This is a genomic window from Acinetobacter nematophilus (genome assembly GCF_026344175.1).
Classification (GTDB): Bacteria; Pseudomonadota; Gammaproteobacteria; order Pseudomonadales; family Moraxellaceae; genus Acinetobacter; species Acinetobacter nematophilus.
The window spans coordinates 12,509-37,551 of record NZ_JAPKMY010000011.1 but is presented as its reverse complement, the minus strand read 5'-3'; the positions used below and the strand labels follow the sequence as shown (position 1 = coordinate 37,551).

The following is a 25,043-nucleotide window of genomic DNA, read 5'->3' as shown; positions in this document are numbered from 1 at the left end:
ATTTTTAAAATTTAGGTTAAGTTATGTCTATTTATTTAGTTCAAAAACGTTTGGCGAAAAGCCTGCTTGTCTCATTGTGTTTGTTTTCCTCAACATGGGGAATGGCGGCAGTGAGAGAGTATCGATTAACGATTGATGAAGGAATGGTCAATGTTATTGGCAAGCCTTTAAAACGTATTACTGTGAATGGTCAGTTTCCAGCACCACTTTTAGAGTTTGAAGAGGGTGATGATGCTGTTATTCGTGTCACCAATAAACTCAAAAATCAGGATTCCTCCGTTCATTGGCATGGTCTGTTACTTCCTGGAATTATGGATGGAGTTCCAGGTTTTAATGGTTTTAATGGAATTAAACCCAACGAAGAATATGTATATAAATTCAAGGTTCGTCAAAGTGGAACCTATTGGTATCACGCGCATTCAAAAGGACAGGAACAAGATGGTTTATATGGTTCTTTAGTCATTTATCCCAAAGATAGAAAACCTCTGGCAGCGCATGAACAAACAGAACGTGATTACGTGGTCATGTTATCGGACTTTCATAAACAAACCAGTGATCAAATTCAAAACAATTTAAAAGTATCAGCGGAATACTACCAAAACCGACGAGAAACGCTTTCTGATGTATGGAAGCAAGTGCAACGAGATGGTTTGAAAACCACATGGTCTGATCGAAAAATGTGGAATCAGATGCGTATGTTAAAAACAGATCTGTCTGATGTGACGGGCTACACTTTTTTGGTTAATGGCAAAACCCCTGAGCAGAATTGGACAGGTATGTTTAAGCCAAACGAAAAAGTACGTTTGCGCTTTGTGAATGCATCAGCAATGTCATTTTTTGATGTTCGAATTCCTCATTTAAAAATGACGGTTGTCAGTGCAGATGGGCAACCAGTAAAACCTGTTGCTGTTGATGAGTTCCGCATTGGAACGGCTGAAACCTATGATGTGATTGTTGAACCAAAGGGTAATCATTATCAAATTGAGGCTGAGTCGATTGATCGTTCAGGATTTGCAATCGGGACACTGCATAATGAATTAACACCTAAAACCTCAGGTATTCATATGCCTAATGCTCGCCCACGTTCACTGTTGACCATGGAAGATATGGGAATGGACCACTCCAGTATGGGAGGAGGGAGTATGCAGGGCATGGACCATTCTAAGATGAGTGCTGACAGCATGCAGGGCATGGACCATTCTAAGATGAGTGCTGACAGTATGCAGGGCATGGACCATTCGAAGATGAATGCTGACAGTATGCAGGGCATGGATCATTCTCAGCATGACCAATCCATAAAGTCTAAGAATGACCAAGTGGTTTATGGATGGGCAAATGCCTCGACCCCTCAAGGAGATAAAGCGCTTCAATACAGTGACTTAAAGTCACTTACACCACAACCAGATACACGTGAGGCGACCAGCGAACTGGTGGTCCGTTTAGGCGGAACCATGGAGCGTTATGTTTGGACCATTAACGGCAAAAAATTTAGCGAGGCTGAACCGCTTAAAGTGAAATACGGTGAGCGCATTCGTATTAAATTTATTAATGACAGCATGATGGCGCATCCAATGCATTTGCATGGCATGTTTATGCAGCTTGAAAATGGTCAACCTCCAGTAGATATGCCAAATAAACATACTGTTGTTGTACCGCCAGGTAAAACAGTCACGGCATTGCTCACTGCTGATGAATTAGGTGAATGGGCAATCCATTGTCATCTGTTGTATCACATGAGTGCTGGAATGATGAATAAGTTGATTGTGGCAAATGTCAGTGATGGCAAAGTGTCAACACAACCTATTCAAGTAACAAAAGCAAATCAAAAAACTGAAATGAAAGGAGGCGAACATGCGAATCATTAATCTTTTTTCAAAATCAGTTTTAAATATTTCATTGTTGTCAGTCAGTGGTTTAGCAATCGCTCATGAAGGTCATCAATTGCATAGTGTAACGAATGCAGCCACTGAATCAAGCATGACGATGCGCAATTCCTCCATGGATCACTCCAAAATGAACGTAGTGGAAAATGCTGACCAGACAGTTGATCATTCTCAACATCAAATGGATGCAGATCAGAGCAATGCATCAGCAAATACTCGTTCATCCCATGATACACATGACCATCGAAAGGAGCATGGCGGACAAGTTTATCAACGGATCACCATCGACAATGCCTGGATGTTGGATGAGGGGGGTAAAGGTACTCTGGATTCTTCATTCGAACTCAGAGTGGGAACTGATGAAAATAAACTGTTTGTTAAAGGAAGTTCGAGTAAAGCCGAATCAAGCAAAGCTGAGTATGATCTGAGTGCATTGTACAGTCGGAATATCGCAGCATTTTGGGATGTCCAAGCGGGTGTGCGTTATAGTGATAATCCTGAACGAGAAACCGATCAAGAACGTGTGGATGCTGCATTCGGTCTGCATGGTTTGGCGCAGTATTTCTTTGAAACGGATGCTTATCTTTATGTCGGTCAAGACAGCAGAGTGGCATTTAGTTTGGAATCCGAACGTGATTTACTGTTAACTCAAAAGCTGATTTTAAAACCTTATCTGGATCTGAATGTTGTGTTTAGTGATGACTCTCGCTATGCCAAAAAATCAGGTCTAAGCAGTATGACAACAGGTTTAGAAACACGCTATGAAATCACCAAAAAAGTCATGCCCTATGTCAGTGTTGCCTATGCCTACTCTAAAGGCAATAAAGAAACGCAATGGCAAACCGCAACTGCTTCAGAAAACGGTTGGTTATATGGCGCAGGGCTGCGCTTAAGGTTCTAATCGTTTATTTTTAAACTAAATAAAAGGTCACTTTTGAAGAGGTGACCTTTTATGTTTCAGCGATACCTGCCACGGTTTCAAGCTGGTCATTGACGAACTTAAACTCCATTCCGTGCTCAGTATCCAAATCATAGTGAATGCATAGCCTTAATGTGCCTGGAGAGCTGACTCGTAAATTTAACATGGTTTGAATATAAGCATTATGCGTCCCCACATCATGAATATTTAAAGCAGATTCTCCTGATTTTTCAGGATTTTCATAGTGGTGTGCATAAAGTTTTTGATAACGTTCAAAAGCATATTGTTGTATTGTTTTGAGGTGTTGATCAAAATTTTGCAGGAATTTTTGGTAAGTTTGGGCGAATGCATTGAGTTGTTCTTGATCAGGTTCTTGTTCTATTTCATTGCCTTCTTCATCAAACTCTTCTCCCAAAAATATTTCTCGATCTGCATGTTGGTTGAAAAAAGCATGTGAAAAAAAAGTTTCTGAACTAAATCCTGCCCAACTTGGATGGATTTCACCCCAATAATCATGTTTCATAGCGTATTTACTCCGCTTTTATAATGACTGTGAATGATCATAAAGTAAGCTTGACGAAAAAGTACCATTCAAATGTAAATAAGGTCAAATTTTGTAAATTTTAATAAATTTAGTCAGACGAGTTGATATAATTATGATTCTTTAGGAGGAACGACCTCCCTCAATCTGAGAAAAATCGTCAGGACGACCTGATTCTAATTTAAATTTGGAGCTGGTCATGGCTTGGATTGTTCTCGTCTTTGCAGGTATCTTTGAAATCGTTTGGGCATATACCATGAAAATGTCTGAAGGATTTACAAAGCTGACACCGAGCATTATTACCTTATTTTTCATGATTTTAAGTTTCGGTTTACTGGCATATGCTATGCGTACCTTGCCGTTGGGAACAGCTTATACCATCTGGACAGGAATTGGTGCGATTGGTTCATTCCTAGTGGGAATTTTTATTCTGGGTGAACCTGCAACAGCAATGCGAATGTTGGCGGCTGTACTGATTATTTCTGGTCTAGTGCTGATGAAGCTTTCATCCAGTTAATTGAAATATCGAAGTGTCATCCTGATCAGGGATGGCACTTTTTTGTGTGATCTTATTGAGAAATAACAGATAGAAAATGGTGAATTAAGAATGGCATGGGTTTTATTGGCAATTGCTGGTTTATTTGAAGTCGTTTGGGCATATTTCATGAAGGTTTCAGATGGTTTTAGCAAACTGATGCCTAGTGCTTTAACCCTTGTCTTTATGATCGCAAGTTTTGCCTTATTATCCTATGCAATGAAAAGTTTACCGCTTGGTACAGCGTATACGGTTTGGACAGGAATTGGCGCTGTGGGTTCATTTGCTGTCGGTATTTTCTTTTTAGGTGAACCCGCCTCTGCCATGCGCATGCTGGCAGCTGTACTGATTATTTCTGGTTTAATCTTGATGAAATTATCTTCAAGCTAAGTTAATCTGGAAAACATATATCAGCAACAGTGAGTCAATTGATGCAGCTTTCATTTATGGAAATGAATTCGCCAGTGGGAATATTAAAACTCGTTGCGCATGATCAAGCGTTGGTTGCTGTACTTTGGGAAAATGAAAATCCTAAACGTGTCCGTTTAGCACAATTGATTGAAAATAAAAATCATCCCGTTTTGTTGGAAACACAGAAGCAATTGAACGAATATTTTCAAGGACAGCGAACCCAATTTGATTTAGTCCTAGATTTTGCTGGAACAGAGTTTCAACAAAAGGTTTGGCAAGCTTTACTTACGATTCCATTTGGTGAAACGCGAAGTTATAAGCAAATTGCTGAACAGATTGGTAACGTAAAAGCCGTTCGGGCAGTCGGCGCTGCGAATGGTAAAAATCCAATTTCTATTATTGCACCATGTCATCGTGTGGTGGGTGCAAATGGTAAATTGGTTGGTTTTGCCGGAGGTTTGGAAAATAAGGATGTGTTATTAAAGTTGGAGAAAATTTAGCTCAAATTTGAATTAATTTTTTGACTTAATCTCCGTCAAAACGAAATTAAATTTGAGCAATGCTATAAATAGCTTTTCAATTCTTCACTTTGATCAAATCGTATATATGATTTAGACACTTAGAAAGAGAGTAAAACTTTCATGATTTGAACTAAATAAAAGTTTCATACTTAAACCGACAAAACTCATAGAAAATATGCGCCTAAGCCATTTTAGTACACTCGGTTTTCCTAACACATATCGGCGCATTATTGCAGCGAAACACCCATAGAAAATAAAAACAACTAATGTAAGTAGCATAAATATTAGACTTAAGCCGAGCATGTCCAATATAGGTTGAGCGGTATGGCTAGAAATAAACTGAGGTAAAAAAGCTAAAAAAAACAATGGAAGTTTTGGATTGAATAAATTAATAAATATTGCGTGTTTGATGATTTTAAGAGAGGAGTGCTTAGTCTCATTTTGTTCAAATTGAAAGGAGCCTTTCTCTTGGAGTGCTGACCAAGCCATATATAGTAAATAAGTCACACCTAGAAACTTTAAAATCATAAATACTGAGCTACTCATGGTAAACACAAACGCCAGTCCGAGGATTGCTATGAATATATGGGGAATAATCCCTAATGTACATGCAATTGCAGCAATCAAACTGGCTTTTGTACCACGTGATATCCCTGTAGCTATGGTATAAATGGCACCTGTACCCGGTGAAATAACAACAATAAGTGATGTAATTAAAAATTCGAAACTCATGTACATGAGCCTGCTCCAAATATAAATGAAGCTTGATTATCTTAAAGATATAAAATTAAAGTCTTGAATAAAATTGCAGGGTACTTTTAACACAAATAATATTTTTGATAGCGACTTGGCGTCATTGCAAATTGACGTGCAAAAGCTCTTGTCATATGACTCTGATCGGCAAAGCCTGCAAATAAAGCAGCTTCAACTAAAGTTTTTCCTTGTAATAGGTAGTTTCTCGCTTGGCAAACACGTCGTTGCATTAAGTAAGCATGTGGTGTAATGCCAAATTCATGCGAAAAACTTCTGAGTAGCTGAAATCGACTGATATCGCATAAATCAGCGAGCTCACTCAGAGTAACTGTATATCCAGACATCTCATCAAGATATTCTTTAGCACGCTTTACAGAAAAGTGTTGCGTGGGTCGATGTTTTTTCGAGAGTATGTGATGACGACTTGTATGCATTAAACTAAACAAAAGCATTTCTTCTAATACAACACTTTCAATGTCAGGTTGAGACATATGTTTAAAAAGTTGAGATAAATGCTGACTCAATAACTGATCATGTATGAGTGGATGCAATATGGCATCTGCACAGCGTCCTTCAGCAAGCAATTCTTGTTGCAATAGTTCTGGTTGAAAATAAATCATTTGCCAACAACGTGGTCCATCAATAGGAATACCATCATGAATTTCACCGGGATTTACGATAATGACATCACCAGATGCTGCTTCCACTTGACCAATTAAACTCCAAGAACGTTGTGCTCCCCGTGTAATAACACCTATACCAAAGTAATCATGTGAATGCCGAGGAAAAGAGTGCTCCGTCAACAACGATATTGCTTCTGTGCCAGCAATAGGAAGGCTTAATGGGGTGATTTGATGAATACGTTTGGACAATCGTTATCTTCTCATTTTGTTATAATGATTAATTTCATTGAAAAAGCATGATCACCATTTCAAGTTATTAATTTACGCTTTTATATTGGGTGGGTAAAGTTGTTTGGTGCCTTGCTATTTATTGTGCTGATTTTTTAAGATGCGTTGATCATGAAATTGTTGAATCATTCGTCCTCTGCCTTGGATTTTAACCATTTCCATTGCCCATGTTTAAATTCAAAGGTATCAACCCACCATCTTGCGCCACCTCGACATGAACTGGTCATTTGTTTTTTCTGAGGAATCAACTTGAGATCTGCCAATATAGAACATTGGGCATGACTAAAATCAATTTTGCTTTGATCTAATACTTGATAATCTTTGCTTTTTGGTCGGTAAAGAAAAATATCAAAGACAGCATAAACTCCCATACCCATATCTGGAGCAGACACAGCAAGATCCATATATCCATCAAAATTATAATCATTAAAATAGATTTGATAGGAACGTTGATAAGGCAATTCTTGAAGCGGAAAAGTTTGCTGTTTTGATGCAGTTTTAATGGTGAGTTGCCCTGATTCTTCATCACCATTTTTAAATAAAAATTGAGTTTTTTGTCCATTTACAGTGTAGTTTAAATTGCCTGTAACAGTTTGTTGTTGGGGAAAGGCAAACGTATACGGGCTGAATAATGTGCTACCCGCCAAGATGATCCAGTATTTTTTAATCATTGTTATTCTCTTTATTTTCTATACATGCCCAAAACCTTACCTATAAATGAATGGATAAAATTTTGGACATGCTATTTAGGTTTAAAAACGCTTTGGAATTTTTTGCCCACCTTCGATGGGTGTTTCTGCATTTTTCAATACACCAAATAACCATGTTTCAGCGTGTTGTACCGCAATTTTGAGTTGATCACCCAGTGCCAAGCGCCCAGCGATAAAGCTCGCAAGTGAGCAACCTGAGCCATGATATTCACCTGCTAAACGCGGACATTTCGATTCAGTGATCATTTCACCATTTACAAATAGAGCATTGCGAATATAGTCAGGGGTATCTTCATGTCCACCTTTGACTAAAACGGCTTTTGCCCCCATTTCAAAGAGTTTCTGGGTTGCATGTTCTAAATCATCTTCACCCGTTAAGGCGCGTAATTCAACTGTGTTTGGGGTAATGACTGTTGCCAAAGGAATCAGTTCAACAAAGGCTTTAACTAAAGTTTCTTGGTTGCCTAAAGAACCGCCACTATTCGCCACTAAAACAGGATCAAGTACATAGAGATAGTCTGGATGTGCTCGTAAAAATTCAGCCAAAGCTGCAATATTATCTGTAGTCCCCAGCATCCCAGACTTTACCGCTTTAATCGGTAAGTCGCCAACAACAGCATTTGCCTGAGCAAGTAAGAGTTGTTTTGAGGTTGCTTCAAAACCAAAGACTTGTTGAGAGTTTTGAATGGTTAATGCTGTACAAGCAATTGCCGCATGCGCACCACTTTGACCAATTGCCTCAATATCAGCTTGTAAGCCAGCTCCACCTGAAGGGTCTAGACCTGAAAAACAAAGTACAGTAGGGCGCACGATGATGTCCTTAATTCTCAAATTTGCGTTAGTATAGGCAACTTTGAGAGAACACTCGATAGTAATTTGATAATTGTTTGAAACGCAGATTTAAAGGATTGGACCATGATAAAGAATATTTTAATTGATTTGGATGGAACACTCACTGACCCAAAGGTGGGGATCACTACATCTGCACGATATGGCCTTGCAAAAGTTGGGCATCCTATTCCTGAATCTGAAAACATTGATTGGATTATTGGTCCACCGCTAAAAGCATCTTTAGCAAAATTGTTGAATATTGATGTAAATAATGTATTGGCTGAGCAAGCTTTACTGGGGTATAGAGAGCGTTTTGCTGTTACTGGACTATTTGAAAACCATGTTTTTGAAGATGTTGCACAGACCTTAGCTGCATTGAAAAATAAAGGTTATCGATTGTTTTTAGCGACAGCTAAACCTGAAGTCTATGCGCGTCAAATTTTAGATCACTTCGATTTATTGAACTATTTTGATTATCCTTATGGAAGTGAGCTCAATGGTGAACGAACCAATAAAGCTGAATTGATTGCGTATATTTTAGATAAAGAACAGCTCAATCCAGAACAATGCTTAATGGTCGGAGATCGAGAGCATGACATTTTGGGTGCTCGCAAAAACGGTATTGAAACGATTGCTGTTGAATATGGCTATGGAAGTCAGCAGGAGTTAGATCTCGCGCAGCCAAAGGCTCGGATCCAAAGTTTTGCTGAACTGCTCGATTTTGTTTGATGCGGTCCATGTTGATGAGCTAAATTAAGTGAATCCTTGTAAGTTGTTAAAATAATTTAGCGTGATTTCGATGCAATCATATCTTCAATTCATTGAAAAAATAAGTATTTGCAGAGTCTTGCTGAGTTTCACCCAATTTCAGGATCAGCCTGCGGCTCGCCCTACTTTTCTTTCGGAATGCGGAGCGAAGCTCCGCAAGGCTAACCATCTTGCGCAGCGATATCGCTGCTCACCGCAAAACTCGTCGACCATCAGCAACATATTTAATCAGTCGCAGAAACAATACCTTATAGACGTAGTCCTGCCTCAAACAGTTGCGGATGATGTTTCCGAATATTGTCTTTCATCAAGAATTTTTATCGCACTCAGGTTAATTTATTTATTTGACATCGAGGTACAGTGATTCTTTGATTTCCTCCATCACGATATAACTATGTGATGATGCGGAAGATGGCAGTTTTTTAAGTAAGTCACCCAGTAGACGGCGATAAGCACTCATTTCTTTTAGTCGGGCTTTGACCAGGTAATCAAAGTCCCCAGAAATGAGGTGGCACTCTTGTACTTCTGGTATTTCCATTAGATCTTTCGCCACTTGTTCAAAAACATCACCTGATTTTGCAGAGAGACTAATTTCAAGAAAAACCAATAGGTTACGGTCAAGATGTTTGGGGTTGAGGCGTGCATGATAGCCCATGATGATGCCATCACGTTCCAACCGCTTCACTCGCTCAGAACAAGGTGTTGTTGATAAACTGACGCGCGAAGCCAATTCACTGATGGCAATGCGACCTTCATTCTGAAGAATTTCTAAAATCATTCGATCTATACGGTCTAATTTACGCATCAATAATTTCCTTTTTTTAGTCAATTTTCACGACAAAAAATTAAAACACCTAAATTTTAACATCAAAAATAGTGAAATAAACTATTGAACCAAAAATATACTAGTGAAATAAACTAGTAAATGCGTAAAGGATAAGAAATGCGTGTAATCGTATTAGGTAGTGGTGTGATTGGTGTAGCAAGTGCATATTACCTCGCGCAGCAAGGAGCACAAGTTACAGTTTTAGATCGCCAAGCGGGTCCAGCTGAAGAAACCAGTTTCGGCAATGCAGGTCAAATTTCTCCTGGATACTCTACACCTTGGGCTGCACCGGGTATTCCATTTAAAGCAGTGAAGTGGATGTTTCAACATCATGCTCCACTCGCAATCAATATCGATGGCAGTATGTGGCAATTACAGTGGATGGCGCAAATGCTTAAAAACTGTAATTCAGAAAGCTATGCCATCAACAAAGAACGTATGACGCGTGTTGCAGAATACAGCCGTGACTGTTTAAGAGAACTTCGTAAAGATACAGGTATTCAATACGAAAACCGTTCAAAAGGTACTCTGCAAGTCTTCCGTAATGAAGCACAATTAGAGATGGTTCAACGCGATATTACTGTACTGAAAGAGTGTGGCGTTCCGCATGAGTTGTTGCTTAAAGATGATCTCGCTAAAGTTGAACCTGCGCTTGAACATGCGAAAGATAAATTAGTGGGTGGTTTGCATTTGCCAAATGATGAAACTGGTGATTGCTATCTATTTACCAATGCCTTAGCCAACTTAGCCAAAGATCTGGGTGTGGATTTTAAATTTAATCAAAATGTTGAAAAACTTGTGGTTGAAGGGGATGAAATCAAAGGTGTGCTTGTCAATGGTCAAGTGCTGACAGCTGATCGTTATGTATTGGCATTCGGTAGTTATTCACGTGATTTCTTAAAACCACTTGAATTGAATTTACCTGTTTATCCTGTAAAAGGCTATTCATTAACTATTCCAATTGTTGATCCTGCATTTGCACCGCAGTCTACGGTTTTGGATGAGACCTATAAAATTGCAATCACACGTTTTGACCAACGTATCCGTGTGGGTGGAATGGCTGAGTTGAGTGGTTTTAACCATGGTTTAAATGCTGACCGTCGCGGCACACTAGAAATGGTCACTCAAGACTTATTCCCAGGCGGCGATTTGGCACAAGCATCGTTCTGGACAGGTCTACGCCCAATGACGCCAGACAGTACGCCAATTATTGGCGCAACACGTTTTAAAAACTTATTCTTAAATACAGGTCATGGTACATTAGGTTGGACTATGGCATGTGGTTCAGGAAAATTGATCAGTGATCTTGTATTGAATCATCAAACTGACATTAGTACAGAAGGTCTATCTATTCAGCGTTATCCTCACGCAGCTTAAAAACTGTATTCATTTTTATCATTCACATTGCATTAAAGCGTTTAGAGATAAACGCTTTAATTGTACATTCGTATTCAGGGACGAATAACATGCCTAGACCAATTACTGCTGTCATTCATCATGATGCCTTGCAGCATAATTTAAATGTTGCTCGTCAATTTATGCCTCAAAGTAAAGTTTTTGCAGTGGTCAAAGCCAATGCATATGGGCATGGAATTGAACGTGTCTATGAAGCATTTAAATCCGCAGATGGTTTTGCTTTATTGGATATTGATGAAGCAAAAAGACTAAGAAAATTAGGCTGGACAGGTCCAATTTTACTTTTAGAAGGTATTTTTTCAGCGCAAGATTTGTTGGACTGTAAAGAATATCAATTAAGTTTTAGTCTGCATCATATTGAACAAATCAATTGGTTGGAACAGTTTCAGGCTCAATCAGACCAATCGCAGGCTAAATTCGATGTATTTTTAAAAATGAATACGGGTATGAATCGTCTGGGATTTAAGCCAGATGCTTATCGTACGATGTGGCAAAGATTGCAACAGTGTCCAGCTGTTAAGTCCATTACCCATATGATGCATTTTTCTGATGCTGATGGTGAGCGTTTAGGAAAATCAGGAATTGAATATCAACAACGTGTTTTTGAAGATACCATTCACGATTTAGCAGGTGACCGCTCTGTCTCAAATAGCGCAGCCATCCTGAGACATTCACAAGACTTACATTCAGATTATATTCGTAGCGGGATTATGCTGTATGGTAGCTCACCTGACTATCCTAGCCATTCAATCCGGGATTGGAATCTTAAACCAAGCATGAGTTTGCGCAGTGAAATTATCGCAGTTCAAGATTTACAGGCAAATGAAACAGTAGGTTATGGTTCAAAATTCACAGCACCCCATGCCATGAAAATCGGTATTGTTGCATGTGGTTATGCCGATGGTTATCAGCGTATCTCTATGGATGCACCTGTATTGGTCAATTCTGTACTTACAAAAACCATTGGTCGAGTCAGTATGGACATGCTTGCAGTTGATTTAACTCATATTGCTGATGCTGATATTGGCAGTGAAGTGGTGCTATGGGGACAATCTTCCGATGGTACTGTACTTGCAATCGATGATGTTGCCGCAAGTTCTGGCACAGTCGGTTATGAACTCATGTGCGGTGTCACTGCACGGGTAAATTTCAAAATTTCGAAATAAGGAAATACAGATGTCAAATAATCTTCAACATGCAGATATCCAGAAACTGAACAGCAATGACGTGATGAGTGCAGTCACAATTTTTAATAAAGTGGTTTATTTATCTGGTCAAGTGCCTAAAAATACGCAACTTGATATTACAGGTCAAACCAAAGATATTCTGGCAACCATCGATCAACTGTTACTTGAAGCCAATACGGATAAATCACGTCTACTGTCAGCAAATGTCTACATTAAGAATTTATCTGACTTTCCAACATTCAATGCTATTTGGGTAGATTGGTTAAAAGGCTGTGTTGCACCTTCTCGTGCCACAATTCAAGCAGATATGGTAAATCCAGATTGGTTGATTGAAATTGCGGTCACGGCTGCACAGAAATAAGCTTTTTAATGTCTATGCATTGATCACTGCATGAATTAAATCGTACTTATTTGGAAACAAAACCAAAGCACATGTAAACCATGTGCTTTGGCTCAAGTTGGGTAAAACAAAACAGAACGGGAATGTTCTGTTGCCACAAGCAAGTTTTATCTCCAAAAAATTGTCAAAAAGGATATTTTTATGACAACTTCAAGCCATACAGATGACGCACCATCGTCGCCACATGAGCTGCAACGGAAATTATCAAATCGTCATTTGCAATTAATTGCCATTGGCGGTGCGATTGGTACAGGTTTATTTATGGGATCAGGGAAAACAATTTCTCTAGCAGGTCCCTCGATTTTAATCATCTATATGATTATTGGTGCCATGTTTTTCTTCTTGATGCGTGCATTGGGCGAAATTCTACTTTCCAATCTGCATTACAAATCATTTATCGACATGGCTCATGACTTAATTGGTCCTGGCGCTGGGTATTACATCGGCTGGTCTTATTGGCTGGGTTGGATTTTGGTCGGCATTGCTGATTTAGCTGCAATTATTAATTATTTGAATTTTTGGTTACCCGATGGGGTTGCCTTTACGCCCATGGGACAAGCCCTGATTAGTGCAGGTTGTGTGCTTTTGGTGCTTGGAATTAACCTGCTCACGGTAAAATTGTTTGGTGAAATTGAATTTTGGTTTGCATTGATCAAAATTCTGGCCATTCTTGGCTTGATTCTCATTGGTGGTTATATGGTATTCAGCCATTTTCAAGCACCAAGTGGTTCAGTTGCAAGTTTTAGCAATGTTTGGTCATATGGGGGGATGTTCCCGAAAGGTGGCAGTGGCTTTTTAGCAGGCTTCCAAATCGCGTTATTTGCTTTTGTGGGGGTTGAGCTGATTGGTACGATGGCAGCTGAAACCAAAGATCCAGAAAAGAACTTACCTAAAGCGGTCAATGCCATTCCTACACGGATTATTTTGTTCTATGTCTTGGCATTGTTTATTGTGATGTCTGTAACACCGTGGACAGAAATTCCCGCAGACCAGAGTCCTTTCGTATCGCTATTTATGCATGCAGGTATTGGCGGAGCAGCCATCATTATGAATCTGGTGGTGTTATCTTCTGTGATGTCATCAATGAACAGTGGTGTGTTTTCAACCAGTCGCATGCTCTTTGGTTTAGCCAAAGAAGGTCAAGCACCTGAAAAGTTAGCTGAGCTGTCAAAGCGTGCTGTGCCTGCAAAAGGACTATTGTTTTCTTGTGGTTTCATTATGGCGGGTGCAGCCTTACAGTATTTTGTACCGAATACTGTCGAAGCATTTACACTCGCAAGCTCTTTGTGTGTGATTTTGTTCATCAGCATCTGGAGCATCATCATGGTATGTTATATACGCTATCGTAAGTTACGCCCAGAGCTTCATGCAAAATCGAACTTTAAAATGCCAGGTGGCGTATGGATGTCATATATTGTATTGATTTTTCTTGCATTTACATTGGTGATTCTCAGCTTGGAGCCTGATACTTTAAAAGCGCTCATCATCAGTCCGTTATGGGTGATCATTTTAGCAGTCACTTATCAGTTCATGTATAAACCGCGTATGAAAAAGCGTAGTCATCAACAAGGCTGATGTTGGATATCTTCAACTGATCAGGAGATGGTTTTCGGTCATCTCCTGTATATTTTCTGATTGGCTTCATTTCTTAGACATTTTATATAGTTAATCGAATCTTGATTGAAGTGTTTTTAGATCATCAATGCATTAACAAATTGTTCAAAATAAAATACTGAAATAAAAATAAAAAACACGTTTAATAGCACCAATTTGGGTAAACAATAATATCTATGCGCAATTACAAGATTGATGTATTACGTGGCATCTCAATTTTATTGGTGCTGATTCATCATTTTAATATTCCTTATAAATTACACGACACATTTTTAGGTGTAGAAATTTTTGGTGAAAGCCTGAACAATTTGATTGCGCGTAATGGCAATTACGGAGTGACGATGTTTTTCGTTATTTCAGGTTTTTTGATTACCCAGCACGCCTTACAAAGAAGTGGTTCGTTAGGGCATATCAGAGTTAAAGACTTTTATGTTCGCCGTATTGCGCGAATTATGCCTTGCTTGGTTCTACTTGTTGCCATGGTCACGATATTCGGAGCAATGGGACTTAAACCCTTTATGAATCAGGCTCCAAATGATATCGAAGTTTCTTATGGACTTACTGTATTTTCTGCTTTTACCTTTTGGATGAATATATTGATCATTGAAAATGGCTGGGTGAATTATGCACTTGGGGTTTTATGGTCATTGTCGGTTGAAGAGGTGTTTTATTTAGCCTTTCCAATACTCTGTTTAGTTTTAGGGCGGGGGAAAGGTTTTATTGCATTGTTGTTGGCTGTTATCTGTTATGCACCTTACTTTCGTTCTTTACACTTTGCAGAGGAAAGTGGAGCGTACTTATATCACTATTTTTCAAGTTTTGATGGCATTGCAATCGGCTGTTTGACTGCATTGCTTGTTCAAAAGGTAGGGACAACGCTTAATATTCCAAAAATCATTGTACCTGTGGTTTGTATTTTGATGATTATTCTGTACCTTTATGCCCCGATCAAAGAGGTCAGTACATGGGGAGTGTCTATTTTTGCGCTATTGTCTGCAATTTTAATTTTCTGTTTTGCTCAACATCCGCAGGCTGAACCATCCTCTATGCTCTCCAAAGCTATGGAGTGGATAGGGCAGCGTAGTTATGAGATGTATTTATTTCATCTGATTATTCTAGGTATGTTTAAAGTTTTTTATCTTCCCAAAGAAACTTTACCTGTTGAAAAATTGATGCTATTGCCCATGTATTTTATAGGTGTTTTTATATTGAGTTGGGCAATCGAAAAGTATTATTCAGCACCGTTGAATCGACAAATACGTCAATTTTTACTTAACAATAGATAGGCGAATTAATTTTATTAAATATTTATAAAGTATATAGTATGATATCAATAATCTGTTATATGCTTTTGGGAAACTGAATCTATAATTTTAAAAATGTAGTGATTAAGTCTATTGTGAAATATAATTACATACATTTTCATGAAATTAATTAATTGAATTTTATTATAAAAATAATTTTTTGTTTTGCCTTATTCCTATTTTTTAATCCAATCTAGAATGAGCTTTTACTTTTTTATTCCCATTTGAAATGAATAACTGGCTAGGTTTCTAGCTTGAAAATTTGTTACTTGCATATAATTAAGGTATATTTGAGCGGTTTATTTATTTTTATATAAATATATTTATTAAATTTTACTAAATAAAATAAGAGAATAATTATGACTCAAGCTGTTATTGTCCAAGGTTGTAAAACCGATCATGGTGGTGTCGTGATTCAAAGCAATGCATCGACCTTAGTCAATGGAATCGGTATGGCTGCTAAAGGCTATATGGTTGCTTGTCCTAAATGTAAAGGCGTTTTTCCAATTGCTGAAGGTGCGCCTCATTTTATTCTTCCTGATAATAGTCAGGTTGCTTTGGCAGGAATGAAAACCGCATGTGGTGCGAAATTATTGCCAAGTTCATTTCAAGTGGTTGTTGAAGCCAGTTCACCTTTTGGTTCCCAACTGATGGGTAATCCAAACGATGAGGGTGAAGAAACAATACCGCCACCACAAGACCATTCAGGTCGTTTTCAGCTTGTTGACCAAAATACTGGTGAACCGATCGCCAACCGTAGAGTCCGTGTGACTATGGGAGATGGTACCAGTACCATTTATGCAAGTGATACGCAAGGCTATACTGATTGGATTTATACCCCGTCTGAGGAAGAAATTCATCTCAATTTAGTGGATGAGTTAGACAATGGCTGATCAGGGAAAACCACAAGGAATATTAACAACTAAACCAGCTCAACTTCAAACAATCAAAGTTGTTGCAATTGACAGTACGGCACTTGATTCCAAAGACAAAGAAATTCTTTGCAGTGCCATTTGTTATTGTAACTACAATCCAAACAAAGGGAAAAAGCAAAATAACCTTTATCAATCATGTGTTTCTGAGCGATTAAAAGAAATGGATGAAATGATGTTTAATCAAAGTCCATATAAACCCGAAATCACTTATGATATGCATACAGACCCTCCTGAACCGATCATGGATAAAAATATACTCACCAAAGGGCATAAATATGTTTGGGGATGGATTAAAAAAAATTGGCTTAAAGATAAAGGGTATGAGTATGAAAAGGGGGAGGGAATGACTCGTCGTCCTGATGTGGTTATTGTCAAAGACCCCAATGCACCTCCAACCCAAGACAATATTAAACATGTGGTAGAAATTAAGTTTGGTACTGATGTTTTTGGTACTGATCAAAAAAGAGCTTATGCAGATATTGCGGGTGACAAAAGTAAAGTTAAAGTCCTAGACCCTGATGAATGTGGATGTAACGACGATGATGGTAAAAAGTCTACAGTGACTGAATGGGCAACCGCAGCAATTGCGACATTAACTGCCCTGTTGCAGTTACGAAAAGGCAAATTACCAAAAATGCCAAAATTCCCAGCCCCAGCATTTTAACTTGGAGAAAAAGATGTACTTTAAAAAAGAACAAGACTACAAAGCATGGGTTGCGACGCAAGAAAAAGGCGCAATTGGTGGTGGATTACTCACCCCGCAAGGTGGAGAAGACTATGTTGGGGCGATTCCTGCAATTCGTGCTGTCCTTTATTTTAAAGAGGGCTTCAGCGATGATATGCGAGAAGCCATTGCACAATGTTTTGATGATTATCAAGTTTATGCCAAAGATTACTTAAAATGGTTGTGGCAAGGCACTCCACCTACCAGCGAGAAAGACTGTACCCCTTTTGAAAAAGTAAAACCGATACGAAGTATCTTTAAAAACTACAAGCCTATGCACCCCATTACTTTTTTATATACCAGCGGTAAAGAAAGATTTGCGACAGGAGCTTGGGAATTTAATATAGGAGGTTTAAGTCAATGGCAAGCTCAAAAAAAGAATTATCAAAGTAACTTAACCTTTTCCATGCCAATCGACTGGGTGGGCGAAAACAGTAAAGCATTTATTGAGCTATTTATTAAGTGTGCGCAACGCTTAAAAGCTAAACATGGCTACGCTGGGTATGCTTGTATTATTTCTCAAATCCGAAGTGATAAAAATGAACCGACCGAGGCTTTTATGGCTCGTAAAGCTTGGGCAATGGATGTTGGTAATCCCTATTTGGAAGCAAGTTCCTTAATTGATGGTATCAAAACAGTAAGTTGGCTGACTGCAATTAATTACGAATGGTTTAATCCGATCAAGGAAGAAGAAGCATTAAACAGTGAACTACCGATGAATTGGTTTATTGGTTATGACTATGGTACAGGTGTTGTGATACAAGCGGGGACTTTACCTTCAATGGGTTCTGTTGAAAGTGATCCCTTACCCGCGCCTTACGTCTTGTTAAATAGAGTGTTAAAACCTTTACGTGTTGAAAAAATAGGTGATTTACATCGTGGTAATTATTCAACAGATGAAATTCCACTGATTAAAGGCTATTTAGCCAATCATTGGTTAGCTCGTTTTGATATAGAAGATGACCAAAAGCTTGAATATTTTACAAAGTTACAAGACGAGCCTAAGTTAAATAGTCAATATGCTTTTTTGGATAGGCGAATAGATTGGAATTAAAAATGAAAGTTATTTTAGATTTTATAAAAACTATTATTCCTCGAAAATATAATGTTAAAGATGCTTATGAACAAGAAAATATTCCCTTAACACAAGAGCATATACTTGTTATTCAAAATTTACATGTTGCATGGTTAAATATTGAAAATGGTGCTTTAGCGGTATATTTACCTCGTTTTGATGAAATATCTAAGATTTTAAAGAAATCTAAAAATTCTAATGAGCTAAAAAAAATTATGAGTGAAGCTTTATGTGCTTTTCCAACATGGTTTGCAGCTTCATCGTGTTTAGCTAATCGCTATGTTTATAAGGAAAATGAAGTATTTGATTTAACAGAATACCACATAGAACTGCTTAAACTACTTATATGGTGCGATATGAAGATCAATGATGGTCTTGTTGATTTTTTCTTTAAGGGGTATCCCTTACCTTTACCATACACTGATGGTAAGAGACCTTTTGGACATAGAGTTAATTATAAAGATGATATTATTGAGCTTTTAGGTGAAAAAGTTGATGCTGAGTTTTTATTTAGAGAGCTAGATAAAGCACTTTATGTTTATTTGAGGAATGCTGTTTGGAATTAATCGAAAGAGGAAATACACCAAGCGTTTTCATTTTTCTATGCCAGTTGATTAGATTGGTAAAAAAGTAAATTTTATGGATTTATTGATTAATCGTGTAAAACGTTCAAAAGCTAAGCATGGTTAGATAAACGTATAGATTGGAATTAAAAAAGCCCCTTTATATTTGAAGAGGCTATTCTTTTATACAATAAAATTATCTTTCATAGATTGACTTCATGAAATATAAAAACATGCCAATCAGTTAAGTGAATGTGAGGCAAATATAGTTTTGAGACTAAAAAGTAGGTTTAACCACCACCAATATAATCACAGCAAATAAAATCAATGTCGGCATTTCATTAAAAAAACGCCAAAACTTGTGTGATTTATAATGGGCATTGCCAATCAGTTTTTTACGGTAATAACCACAAACAAAGTGGTAAATCACCAACAGACCCACCAATCCAACTTTGAGATAAAACCACAATGCTTCATGGTAGTGACGTGTGGCATCACCCCAATCTACTAAAAAATGCGCAGTAATCAGTGTTGCAATCATCGATGGCCACATGATGCCACGATACAACTTACGTTCCATAATTTCGAAACGTTGATGGCTGACTGTATCCTCACTCATTGCGTGATAAACGTATAAGCGGGGGAGATAGAACAGTGCAGCAAACCAGCACACGACTGCTATGATATGTAAAGCTTTAACCCAAAGGAAAGCTTCAGAAGGAGCATCCATCAATTTACCCTTTTAAGGGCAGTGTGCGAAAACTTGATCATTCATGGTATAGATAAACCATGAATGATCAGAATTGCTTAAATTAGCCTTCCCATTTCTTGAAAATGAGACAAGCATTTACACCGCCAAAACCGAAACTGTTACTCATTACAGTATTCAATTTTGCGTCACGTTTTTCAAGTACGATGTCATAACCTTTTGCGCCTTCATCAAGTTCAGTTACATTGATGTTGGGTGCGATAAAGTCGTTTTGCATCATCAACACAGAGTAAATGGCTTCTTGGACACCGGCAGCACCTAAGCTATGACCTGTCATCGATTTGGTTGAGCTGAGCGGAGGTACATTGCCTTCACCGAAAGCACGGCCCATAGCCAGTAACTCTGTTACATCACCAGCAGGGGTAGATGTACCATGCGTATTCACATAGTCGATTTTGTCTACGCCATGTTGTTTGGCTTCTTCAAGTGCCATAAGGATACAACGTGTTGCCCCTTCACCTGATGGTGCAACCATATCCGCACCGTCAGAGTTCGCCGCATAGGCAACAACTTCAGCAAGGATATTTGCGCCACGCGCTTGGGCATGTTCGAGTGATTCAAGTACCACGAAACCACCACCGCCAGCGATGACAAAGCCATCACGATCGGCTGAATATGGACGAGAAGCTGTTTCAGGTGTTTCATTGTATTTAGAACAAAGCGCGCCCATTGCATCAAACAATAAACTTTGTGACCAGTGATCCTCTTCACCACCACCAGCAAGCATTAAATCTTGTTTGCCCAATTGGATCAGGTTATAAGCATAACCAATCGCATCAGCAGAAGTTGCACAAGCGCTGGTAATGGAATGAGCAACACCTTGCAGTTTGAATGCAACACCGACATTGGCAGTGATGGTGTTTGACATATTACGTGGTACGAAGAAAGGACCGATTTTACGCGCGCCTTTTTCTTCTAAAAGTTTAACCATTTCTGCGACAGAAGCAGTTGAGTTACCGCCAGAACCGCCTGCAATACCATAACGTGGATTACCACCGATTTGCTCTGCTGTTAGACCCGCATGTTCAACAGCTGCAAGCGCTGAATTGTATGCATACATGGCACAAACACCCATAAAGCGTTTTAGCTTACGGTCAATACCATCAAAATCCTGTTCAGCAGCAGCACTGACATGACTTTTAAAATTAAGTTCTTCGTAGGTTGAATTATGACGTGTTCCTGAAATACCATTTTCCAAAGAATGCTTAACAGCTTCCAATGTATTACCGATACATGAGTTAATACCCATACCAGTGATCACAACACGACGGTTCATGCAAAGTCCTTTATTTTAGAATACAGAATGAATGGTCACATTTAAACGCGTTTAGTTTTGCAGTTCAATGGCGAAAGATACTGATTCTTAAGCATCATTTAGACGGATAACTTTAAGGAATAAATGTTGTTTAATTAATTGAAAATCCAGGTTTTTATGCCATGCCATAGCATTTTAATGAATCGTGGATATTTACATCAATTAGGCAAAACCATCCATAACGACAAGTCATTATAGATGGTTTATCGCGATGATTTCTTAAATCAACTTTAAAGAAATGTGCCTTACCATGGTGTTTTCTTTTCCCATTCAGGGTCAAATCCTGATGTTGAAGCGGCAATCTTCAAATAATCAGCATAGCTTTCTGCCAATAAAATAGGTGGAATCTCTTTAATTGGAAGTTCATTGTTGTTCCAAGAGCGGCTGCCTTTTTTACTAAATGCCAATTCATAAAGTACAGCTGGAATATTTTCTTCTGGAACATAACTGCCGCTGAATGTAATTTCGACATCAATACCCAGTTGTTTATATGGCTTGGTATATCGGTCAAATGACCCACCATCTTCAATGCTGGCACGTTGATATCCCAGCTTGGTCACCACACCACGTAAGGTAAATGTGTCAGTCAGCCAACCTTTATGATCACTGACCTCTGTGGCATTTTCATCTTCAAATAGTGGTAAATGATGTGTCATTTGTTCAAATAAAAACTTCACTTTATAGTCTTTAAAGTGAGCAATCCAAGCCTGTGCTGCATCTTCACCAACTAAAACCGCATGTGAAATTTGAATTTTACTCTCTGGGCTGAGTTCAATTTCATCATCGTCCAAATTCAATAATGCACCATCATCACTTGGTCTAAAACTCACTTTTTCACCAGTGGTTTTAATTTCGAGCCAAGTCAGACGTTGAATCAAGCGACGCATAATTGGATGTGCAAAGATGTACTCTTGCCATTCAGCAACATTCCACTGACGTTCACTACACATTGCTTCATACAAACGCCCGGTTTGCATATCCACCACTTGTTTGAACTCTTTTTTACTGGTGCTGAACAGTGATTTAGCCTCTTTGATCAAACTCTCATCATCATTTTGGCGCGCAGCAGGTAGGGCTTTGACTTCTTTTCCTTCTTCATTTTTTAAAATAAATTTGTCTTTATCATCTACAATCGCAGTAAAGTTACGTGAGCCATATTGCAGTTGTAATACACCATTTTCGTCTAAGCCAGCAGTTGGAATGGTACGATCAGCGAGCTCATCACTGGTCCATTGATTACGTTCTGCGATTTCAGCCACTAAATTATTCGCAAGGGTCTGTACTGAAGCAGTACGATAACGGCGAGAAAGTGAAAGCAATAGCTGGATAATCAAAGGGTCATTGCTGATGGACAATGCACTGATCATCGCTTCAATTTGCGAGCGACGAGGGTAGTGCTGTTTCATATAGTTTTGCAGTTGTTTGACTGCAAAACTGCCCTGTGCATTGGCGGTCAGTGAGAGCATGCCCTTGCTCTTGATTGCAGAACCCAGGTAGAGACCTAAACGTTCACGCTTAATTTCATCAATCACTTCTTCTAAAGTAATGGTTGCGTATTTGGCATAATATTCAGGATATTGTTCACCATAGCGTTTGTACGCATCGCGATAAGAATTCAAGCGACTTGGTGCTTCTTGGGTCGCGTATTGTGTCGCTTCATCAAGCGGTGTTTGTAAAGTATCTTGATGGATAAAACTGTGCAGTAAATGATTTGCAAGTTGAACTTGATCTTTTTCATCCAATAGATGGGTATAACGTTGCAATAATTCATTGGCTTTTGGCTCTTTCAGTTTTTCTGCCAAAATCACCCACCATTTAATGATCTTGGGATCGACAACTTTGCCATTTTTCCACTTCACTTTTGGCAGTGTTTCAAAATCAAACCAGGTAAAGCTCGCTGATAGTTTTCCTTTGAGTCCGTCTTCTGCTTCTTTAAGTAATACTTCTGGTTTGAGATAGGCATTAATATCTTGCCCTAATTTTTCCAGTGCAGTTAATAGTGCTGCGCGTACAATTTCTTTTTTCTCTTTCTTCAATAAAGTATTGAGGGGTTTGACTGCATCTTGATTCTGTAATCGTGCGAGCCATTCAATGGCTGTAATTCGAATCTCTTGTTTCCCTGAGTCTAGTGCTTCAATTGCGCGAAGATGAATATCAGGAAGGTGTTGTAAGGTTTCTTGCGCTTCGTAACGCAGTCGTTTGTTCTCACCTAAGGCAAATTCCAATAAACGTGGAATAAATTGAGTAGGGAGCGATGGAAAGCATTTCAATACAAAAATAGCGTCAGACGGTGTAAAACTTTGATATTCATTTTTTTCCAATGAGGGTGAAAGCCCTAAAGCTTCAGTTAAGTATTCTTGATGTTCCGCAAAGAATGGCCAAATTTTATCTGCTTCGTAAATATAATCCTGTAAACTTTCATAGTAGGATGAAGACGATAAAATACCTTTGGCAACTTTGCGTTGCGGGCTGAAAAACTTAGCGGCTTCTAGGGCTTGGACAATATGACGCAACTCATATTGGGCATATTCCTCTGGACGTAGCATTTCAAATAAATTGGGCCAATAGATCCAGTCCCGATTTCGTGTAGAAACAATTCGAGCTGCATGGATTATCGAAAATTCTGGGTATTTTTTATATTTATTTTTATAGGTAATAATATTTTCTGCATTGTGAAAATTTTTAAATGGTGCATCCCCATTCAATTGATCTACAAGTGCCAATAAACTCTCTCGGCTGATCTTTTTTAGTTGTTTCAAATGATCTTGTGCCCAATTGCGCTTGTAGTTGGAAGTTTTATTTTCTTCAATCTCATCAAGCGCATTTTGTTCAGCTTTTGCTAAAATTTGCTGATAGTTTTCTAGAATAACCTCTGAAAAACACTGCGGAATTTTTTGTTCGATAAAAGGTTTAAATTCAGGGGTTTCAATATTTTCTTGAAGTTGTGCACTGTCAACAGATCTTAGGCGTTGAATTGCCATTTGTAGGATTTGTTGTACGGACTTTTGCTTTTCTTGCTCAAAAGCTTGTTCTAAAACAGCAAGATTGTCTGCACCTAAACGCGCCAATAAATTTGCTGAAAAGCCACGTTCTTGGCCAGAACCTTCCAGTAAACTGAGCTGTAAATATTTTTGACTATCTTCAGCATTGAGATTGCTCAGCAAACTGGTTGCCTTTGTACGGATTGTTTTAGACTTGCCAATTGCGAGTTTTACAATCAAGTCAGGTACTTGTTTGATGAGAGAAGGGTGTTTAACAATATAATCTAAAAAGTTTTCCTGTCCGATAATGCTTAGATTGGGAATGATGTTTTTTAATTGTTCTAGGCGTTCAATAATAAATTCTTTGGTGTCTTTTAAGAGTAATAATTTTTCTAATTTGTTGGCATGGTAACTGTCTATATTTTGACGTTCAAATAAATAAGCTAATAGCTCTTGCCCTAAACCTTGCTGTTCACTTTCAAGTAAATCGACCAGTTTTTGTTGTGTCCAATTTTGCTTTAATAATTTATTTGGATCAGTTTCACTAAAATGCTGACTATCAAAAGCAGTGATAAACGCATCTACGGTAAGATAGATAAACCAAGAAGGTACCTTTTCATAAATATTGGTGAAATTTTTTTGTTTGGTAGCGGCTTCAAGCACTTTGGCAAAACGGATAATTTGATCAGGGTTCAATTCATCAAAAATCTCGCCATAATAGCGACGGCGCAGTTTTAATGCTGCATCAGCAAGCTTATTTTGTTTTTTATCTAAGGTTTGATTGTTTTGAGGCCAATACCAGCTATAGGTACCTGGCTTGCCCAATAAAAGCAAAGCTTTTTCGTCGGTGTACTGTTGTAGTTTAATAAGAATTTCAGGGTTTTCACCATCCAAAATAAATAAAACAACATGCTGATCAAGTTGTTCTTCAATAACAGCCAAAGGACTAAAAATATGGTAAAGCTTTTCTACTTTACTTTTGAGGTTCTCATTATATTTTTGGATTTCCTCGGCATGAGATGGGGGTGCCTGTTGCGCTTGAATACTTTTATCTTCAGGCTTTGAAAACATAGACTCTATTTTTGAAAAAAGTTGATTCAACATATACATTCCTTTTCAGCAACAGAGAGTTGCTTTTCTATAGTCTTTAA

The 25,043-nt window shown here is 38.4% G+C and carries 24 protein-coding genes; 15 read left to right on the top strand and 9 right to left on the bottom strand.

The genetic code is table 11. From position 1 onward, the window contains the following. Positions 1–23: 23 nt before the first annotated feature. Both OSH00_RS17100 and OSH00_RS17095 read left to right on the top strand, forming a co-directional pair. Entirely contained in the window at positions 24–1,865 is a 1,842-nt protein-coding gene (locus OSH00_RS17100; protein ID WP_266131431.1) for a copper resistance system multicopper oxidase, read from the top strand. After that, complete coding sequence (locus tag OSH00_RS17095) at positions 1,852–2,784, top strand: copper resistance protein B (protein WP_266131430.1); 933 nt, start codon at positions 1,852–1,854, stop codon at positions 2,782–2,784. The genes OSH00_RS17100 and OSH00_RS17095 overlap by 14 nt, the downstream gene beginning before the upstream one ends. 49 nt (positions 2,785–2,833) lie before the next feature. On the opposite strand, the gene OSH00_RS17090 is transcribed toward OSH00_RS17095, so the two are convergent. Further along, complete coding sequence (locus OSH00_RS17090) at positions 2,834–3,325, bottom strand: DUF6985 domain-containing protein (protein ID WP_266131429.1); 492 nt, start codon at positions 3,323–3,325, stop codon at positions 2,834–2,836. A gap of 217 nt (positions 3,326–3,542) precedes the next feature. Between OSH00_RS17090 and sugE (OSH00_RS17085) the strand changes: the two genes are divergently transcribed. From sugE (OSH00_RS17085) to OSH00_RS17075, 3 genes are all read left to right on the top strand, one after another. Continuing rightward, complete coding sequence (gene sugE / locus OSH00_RS17085; protein WP_004830041.1) at positions 3,543–3,860, top strand: quaternary ammonium compound efflux SMR transporter SugE; 318 nt, start codon at positions 3,543–3,545, stop codon at positions 3,858–3,860. 90 nt (positions 3,861–3,950) lie between these two features. Beyond that, a complete protein-coding gene (sugE, locus tag OSH00_RS17080; protein ID WP_266131428.1) occupies positions 3,951–4,268 on the top strand; it encodes a quaternary ammonium compound efflux SMR transporter SugE in 318 nt (105 codons plus the stop codon). Positions 4,269–4,309: 41 nt separating this feature from the next. Continuing rightward, positions 4,310–4,789: a methylated-DNA--[protein]-cysteine S-methyltransferase gene (locus OSH00_RS17075; RefSeq protein WP_266131427.1), complete on the top strand. Its 480-nt coding sequence runs from the start codon at positions 4,310–4,312 to the stop codon at positions 4,787–4,789. Positions 4,790–4,900: 111 nt separating this feature from the next. On the opposite strand, the gene OSH00_RS17070 is transcribed toward OSH00_RS17075, so the two are convergent. The 4 genes from OSH00_RS17070 to OSH00_RS17055 form a co-directional block, all read right to left on the bottom strand. After that, positions 4,901–5,542 (bottom strand): LysE family translocator, encoded by a 642-nt coding sequence (locus OSH00_RS17070; protein WP_266131426.1) that lies wholly within the window; start codon positions 5,540–5,542, stop codon positions 4,901–4,903. An 86-nt stretch (positions 5,543–5,628) separates the two neighbouring features. Then, positions 5,629–6,435, bottom strand: coding sequence for a helix-turn-helix transcriptional regulator (locus OSH00_RS17065; protein WP_266131425.1), 807 nt, complete (start codon positions 6,433–6,435; stop codon positions 5,629–5,631). A gap of 164 nt (positions 6,436–6,599) precedes the next feature. Continuing rightward, entirely contained in the window at positions 6,600–7,145 is a 546-nt protein-coding gene (locus tag OSH00_RS17060) for an XAC2610-related protein (RefSeq protein ID WP_266131424.1), read from the bottom strand. 81 nt (positions 7,146–7,226) lie between these two features. Continuing rightward, positions 7,227–7,994 (bottom strand): hydroxymethylpyrimidine/phosphomethylpyrimidine kinase, encoded by a 768-nt coding sequence (locus tag OSH00_RS17055; RefSeq protein ID WP_266131423.1) that lies wholly within the window; start codon positions 7,992–7,994, stop codon positions 7,227–7,229. A 105-nt stretch (positions 7,995–8,099) separates the two neighbouring features. On the opposite strand from OSH00_RS17055, the gene OSH00_RS17050 reads away from it, so the two are divergent. After that, positions 8,100–8,744, top strand: a complete 645-nt coding sequence (locus OSH00_RS17050) for an HAD-IA family hydrolase (RefSeq protein WP_266131422.1) — start codon at positions 8,100–8,102, stop codon at positions 8,742–8,744. A 379-nt stretch (positions 8,745–9,123) separates the two neighbouring features. Here OSH00_RS17050 and OSH00_RS17045 read toward each other — a convergent pair whose 3' ends face one another. Beyond that, positions 9,124–9,588, bottom strand: a complete 465-nt coding sequence (locus OSH00_RS17045; RefSeq protein WP_004830027.1) for an Lrp/AsnC ligand binding domain-containing protein — start codon at positions 9,586–9,588, stop codon at positions 9,124–9,126. 138 nt (positions 9,589–9,726) lie between these two features. On the opposite strand from OSH00_RS17045, the gene OSH00_RS17040 reads away from it, so the two are divergent. The 9 genes from OSH00_RS17040 (at position 9,727) to OSH00_RS17000 (ending at position 18,830) form a co-directional block, all read left to right on the top strand. Continuing rightward, positions 9,727–10,986 carry a D-amino acid dehydrogenase gene (locus tag OSH00_RS17040; RefSeq protein WP_266131421.1) on the top strand — a complete coding sequence of 420 codons (1,260 nt, stop codon included), beginning with the start codon at positions 9,727–9,729 and terminating at the stop codon, positions 10,984–10,986. An 89-nt stretch (positions 10,987–11,075) separates the two neighbouring features. Then, a complete protein-coding gene (gene alr, locus OSH00_RS17035; RefSeq protein ID WP_266131420.1) occupies positions 11,076–12,191 on the top strand; it encodes an alanine racemase in 1,116 nt (371 codons plus the stop codon). A 10-nt stretch (positions 12,192–12,201) separates the two neighbouring features. After that, positions 12,202–12,573: a RidA family protein gene (locus OSH00_RS17030; RefSeq protein WP_196076018.1), complete on the top strand. Its 372-nt coding sequence runs from the start codon at positions 12,202–12,204 to the stop codon at positions 12,571–12,573. Positions 12,574–12,753: 180 nt separating this feature from the next. After that, positions 12,754–14,187 (top strand): amino acid permease, encoded by a 1,434-nt coding sequence (locus tag OSH00_RS17025; protein ID WP_266131419.1) that lies wholly within the window; start codon positions 12,754–12,756, stop codon positions 14,185–14,187. Between the two features lie 215 nt (positions 14,188–14,402). Then, positions 14,403–15,512, top strand: coding sequence for an acyltransferase family protein (locus tag OSH00_RS17020; protein ID WP_266131418.1), 1,110 nt, complete (start codon positions 14,403–14,405; stop codon positions 15,510–15,512). A 377-nt stretch (positions 15,513–15,889) separates the two neighbouring features. Then, on the top strand, positions 15,890–16,423 hold the full coding sequence (locus OSH00_RS17015; RefSeq protein ID WP_266131417.1) for a PAAR domain-containing protein: 534 nt from the start codon (positions 15,890–15,892) through the stop codon (positions 16,421–16,423). Further along, positions 16,416–17,129 carry a VRR-NUC domain-containing protein gene (locus OSH00_RS17010; RefSeq protein WP_266131416.1) on the top strand — a complete coding sequence of 238 codons (714 nt, stop codon included), beginning with the start codon at positions 16,416–16,418 and terminating at the stop codon, positions 17,127–17,129. The genes OSH00_RS17015 and OSH00_RS17010 overlap by 8 nt, the downstream gene beginning before the upstream one ends. A gap of 13 nt (positions 17,130–17,142) precedes the next feature. After that, positions 17,143–18,243, top strand: coding sequence for a type VI immunity family protein (locus OSH00_RS17005; RefSeq protein ID WP_266131415.1), 1,101 nt, complete (start codon positions 17,143–17,145; stop codon positions 18,241–18,243). Between the two features lie 2 nt (positions 18,244–18,245). Next, positions 18,246–18,830 carry a hypothetical protein gene (locus OSH00_RS17000; protein WP_266131414.1) on the top strand — a complete coding sequence of 195 codons (585 nt, stop codon included), beginning with the start codon at positions 18,246–18,248 and terminating at the stop codon, positions 18,828–18,830. A gap of 274 nt (positions 18,831–19,104) precedes the next feature. On the opposite strand, the gene OSH00_RS16995 is transcribed toward OSH00_RS17000, so the two are convergent. The 3 genes from OSH00_RS16995 to OSH00_RS16985 all read right to left on the bottom strand — a co-directional run bounded on the left by OSH00_RS16995 (position 19,105) and on the right by OSH00_RS16985 (position 24,996). After that, complete coding sequence (locus tag OSH00_RS16995) at positions 19,105–19,557, bottom strand: CopD family protein (protein ID WP_004830008.1); 453 nt, start codon at positions 19,555–19,557, stop codon at positions 19,105–19,107. A gap of 82 nt (positions 19,558–19,639) precedes the next feature. Further along, entirely contained in the window at positions 19,640–20,872 is a 1,233-nt protein-coding gene (locus OSH00_RS16990) for a beta-ketoacyl synthase N-terminal-like domain-containing protein (RefSeq protein WP_196076299.1), read from the bottom strand. 284 nt (positions 20,873–21,156) lie between these two features. Then, the gene (locus tag OSH00_RS16985; protein ID WP_266131413.1) at positions 21,157–24,996 is read right to left on the bottom strand and encodes a DUF4132 domain-containing protein; all 3,840 of its coding nucleotides are present in this window, start codon (positions 24,994–24,996) and stop codon (positions 21,157–21,159) included. Between the last annotated feature and the right edge of the window lie 47 nt (positions 24,997–25,043).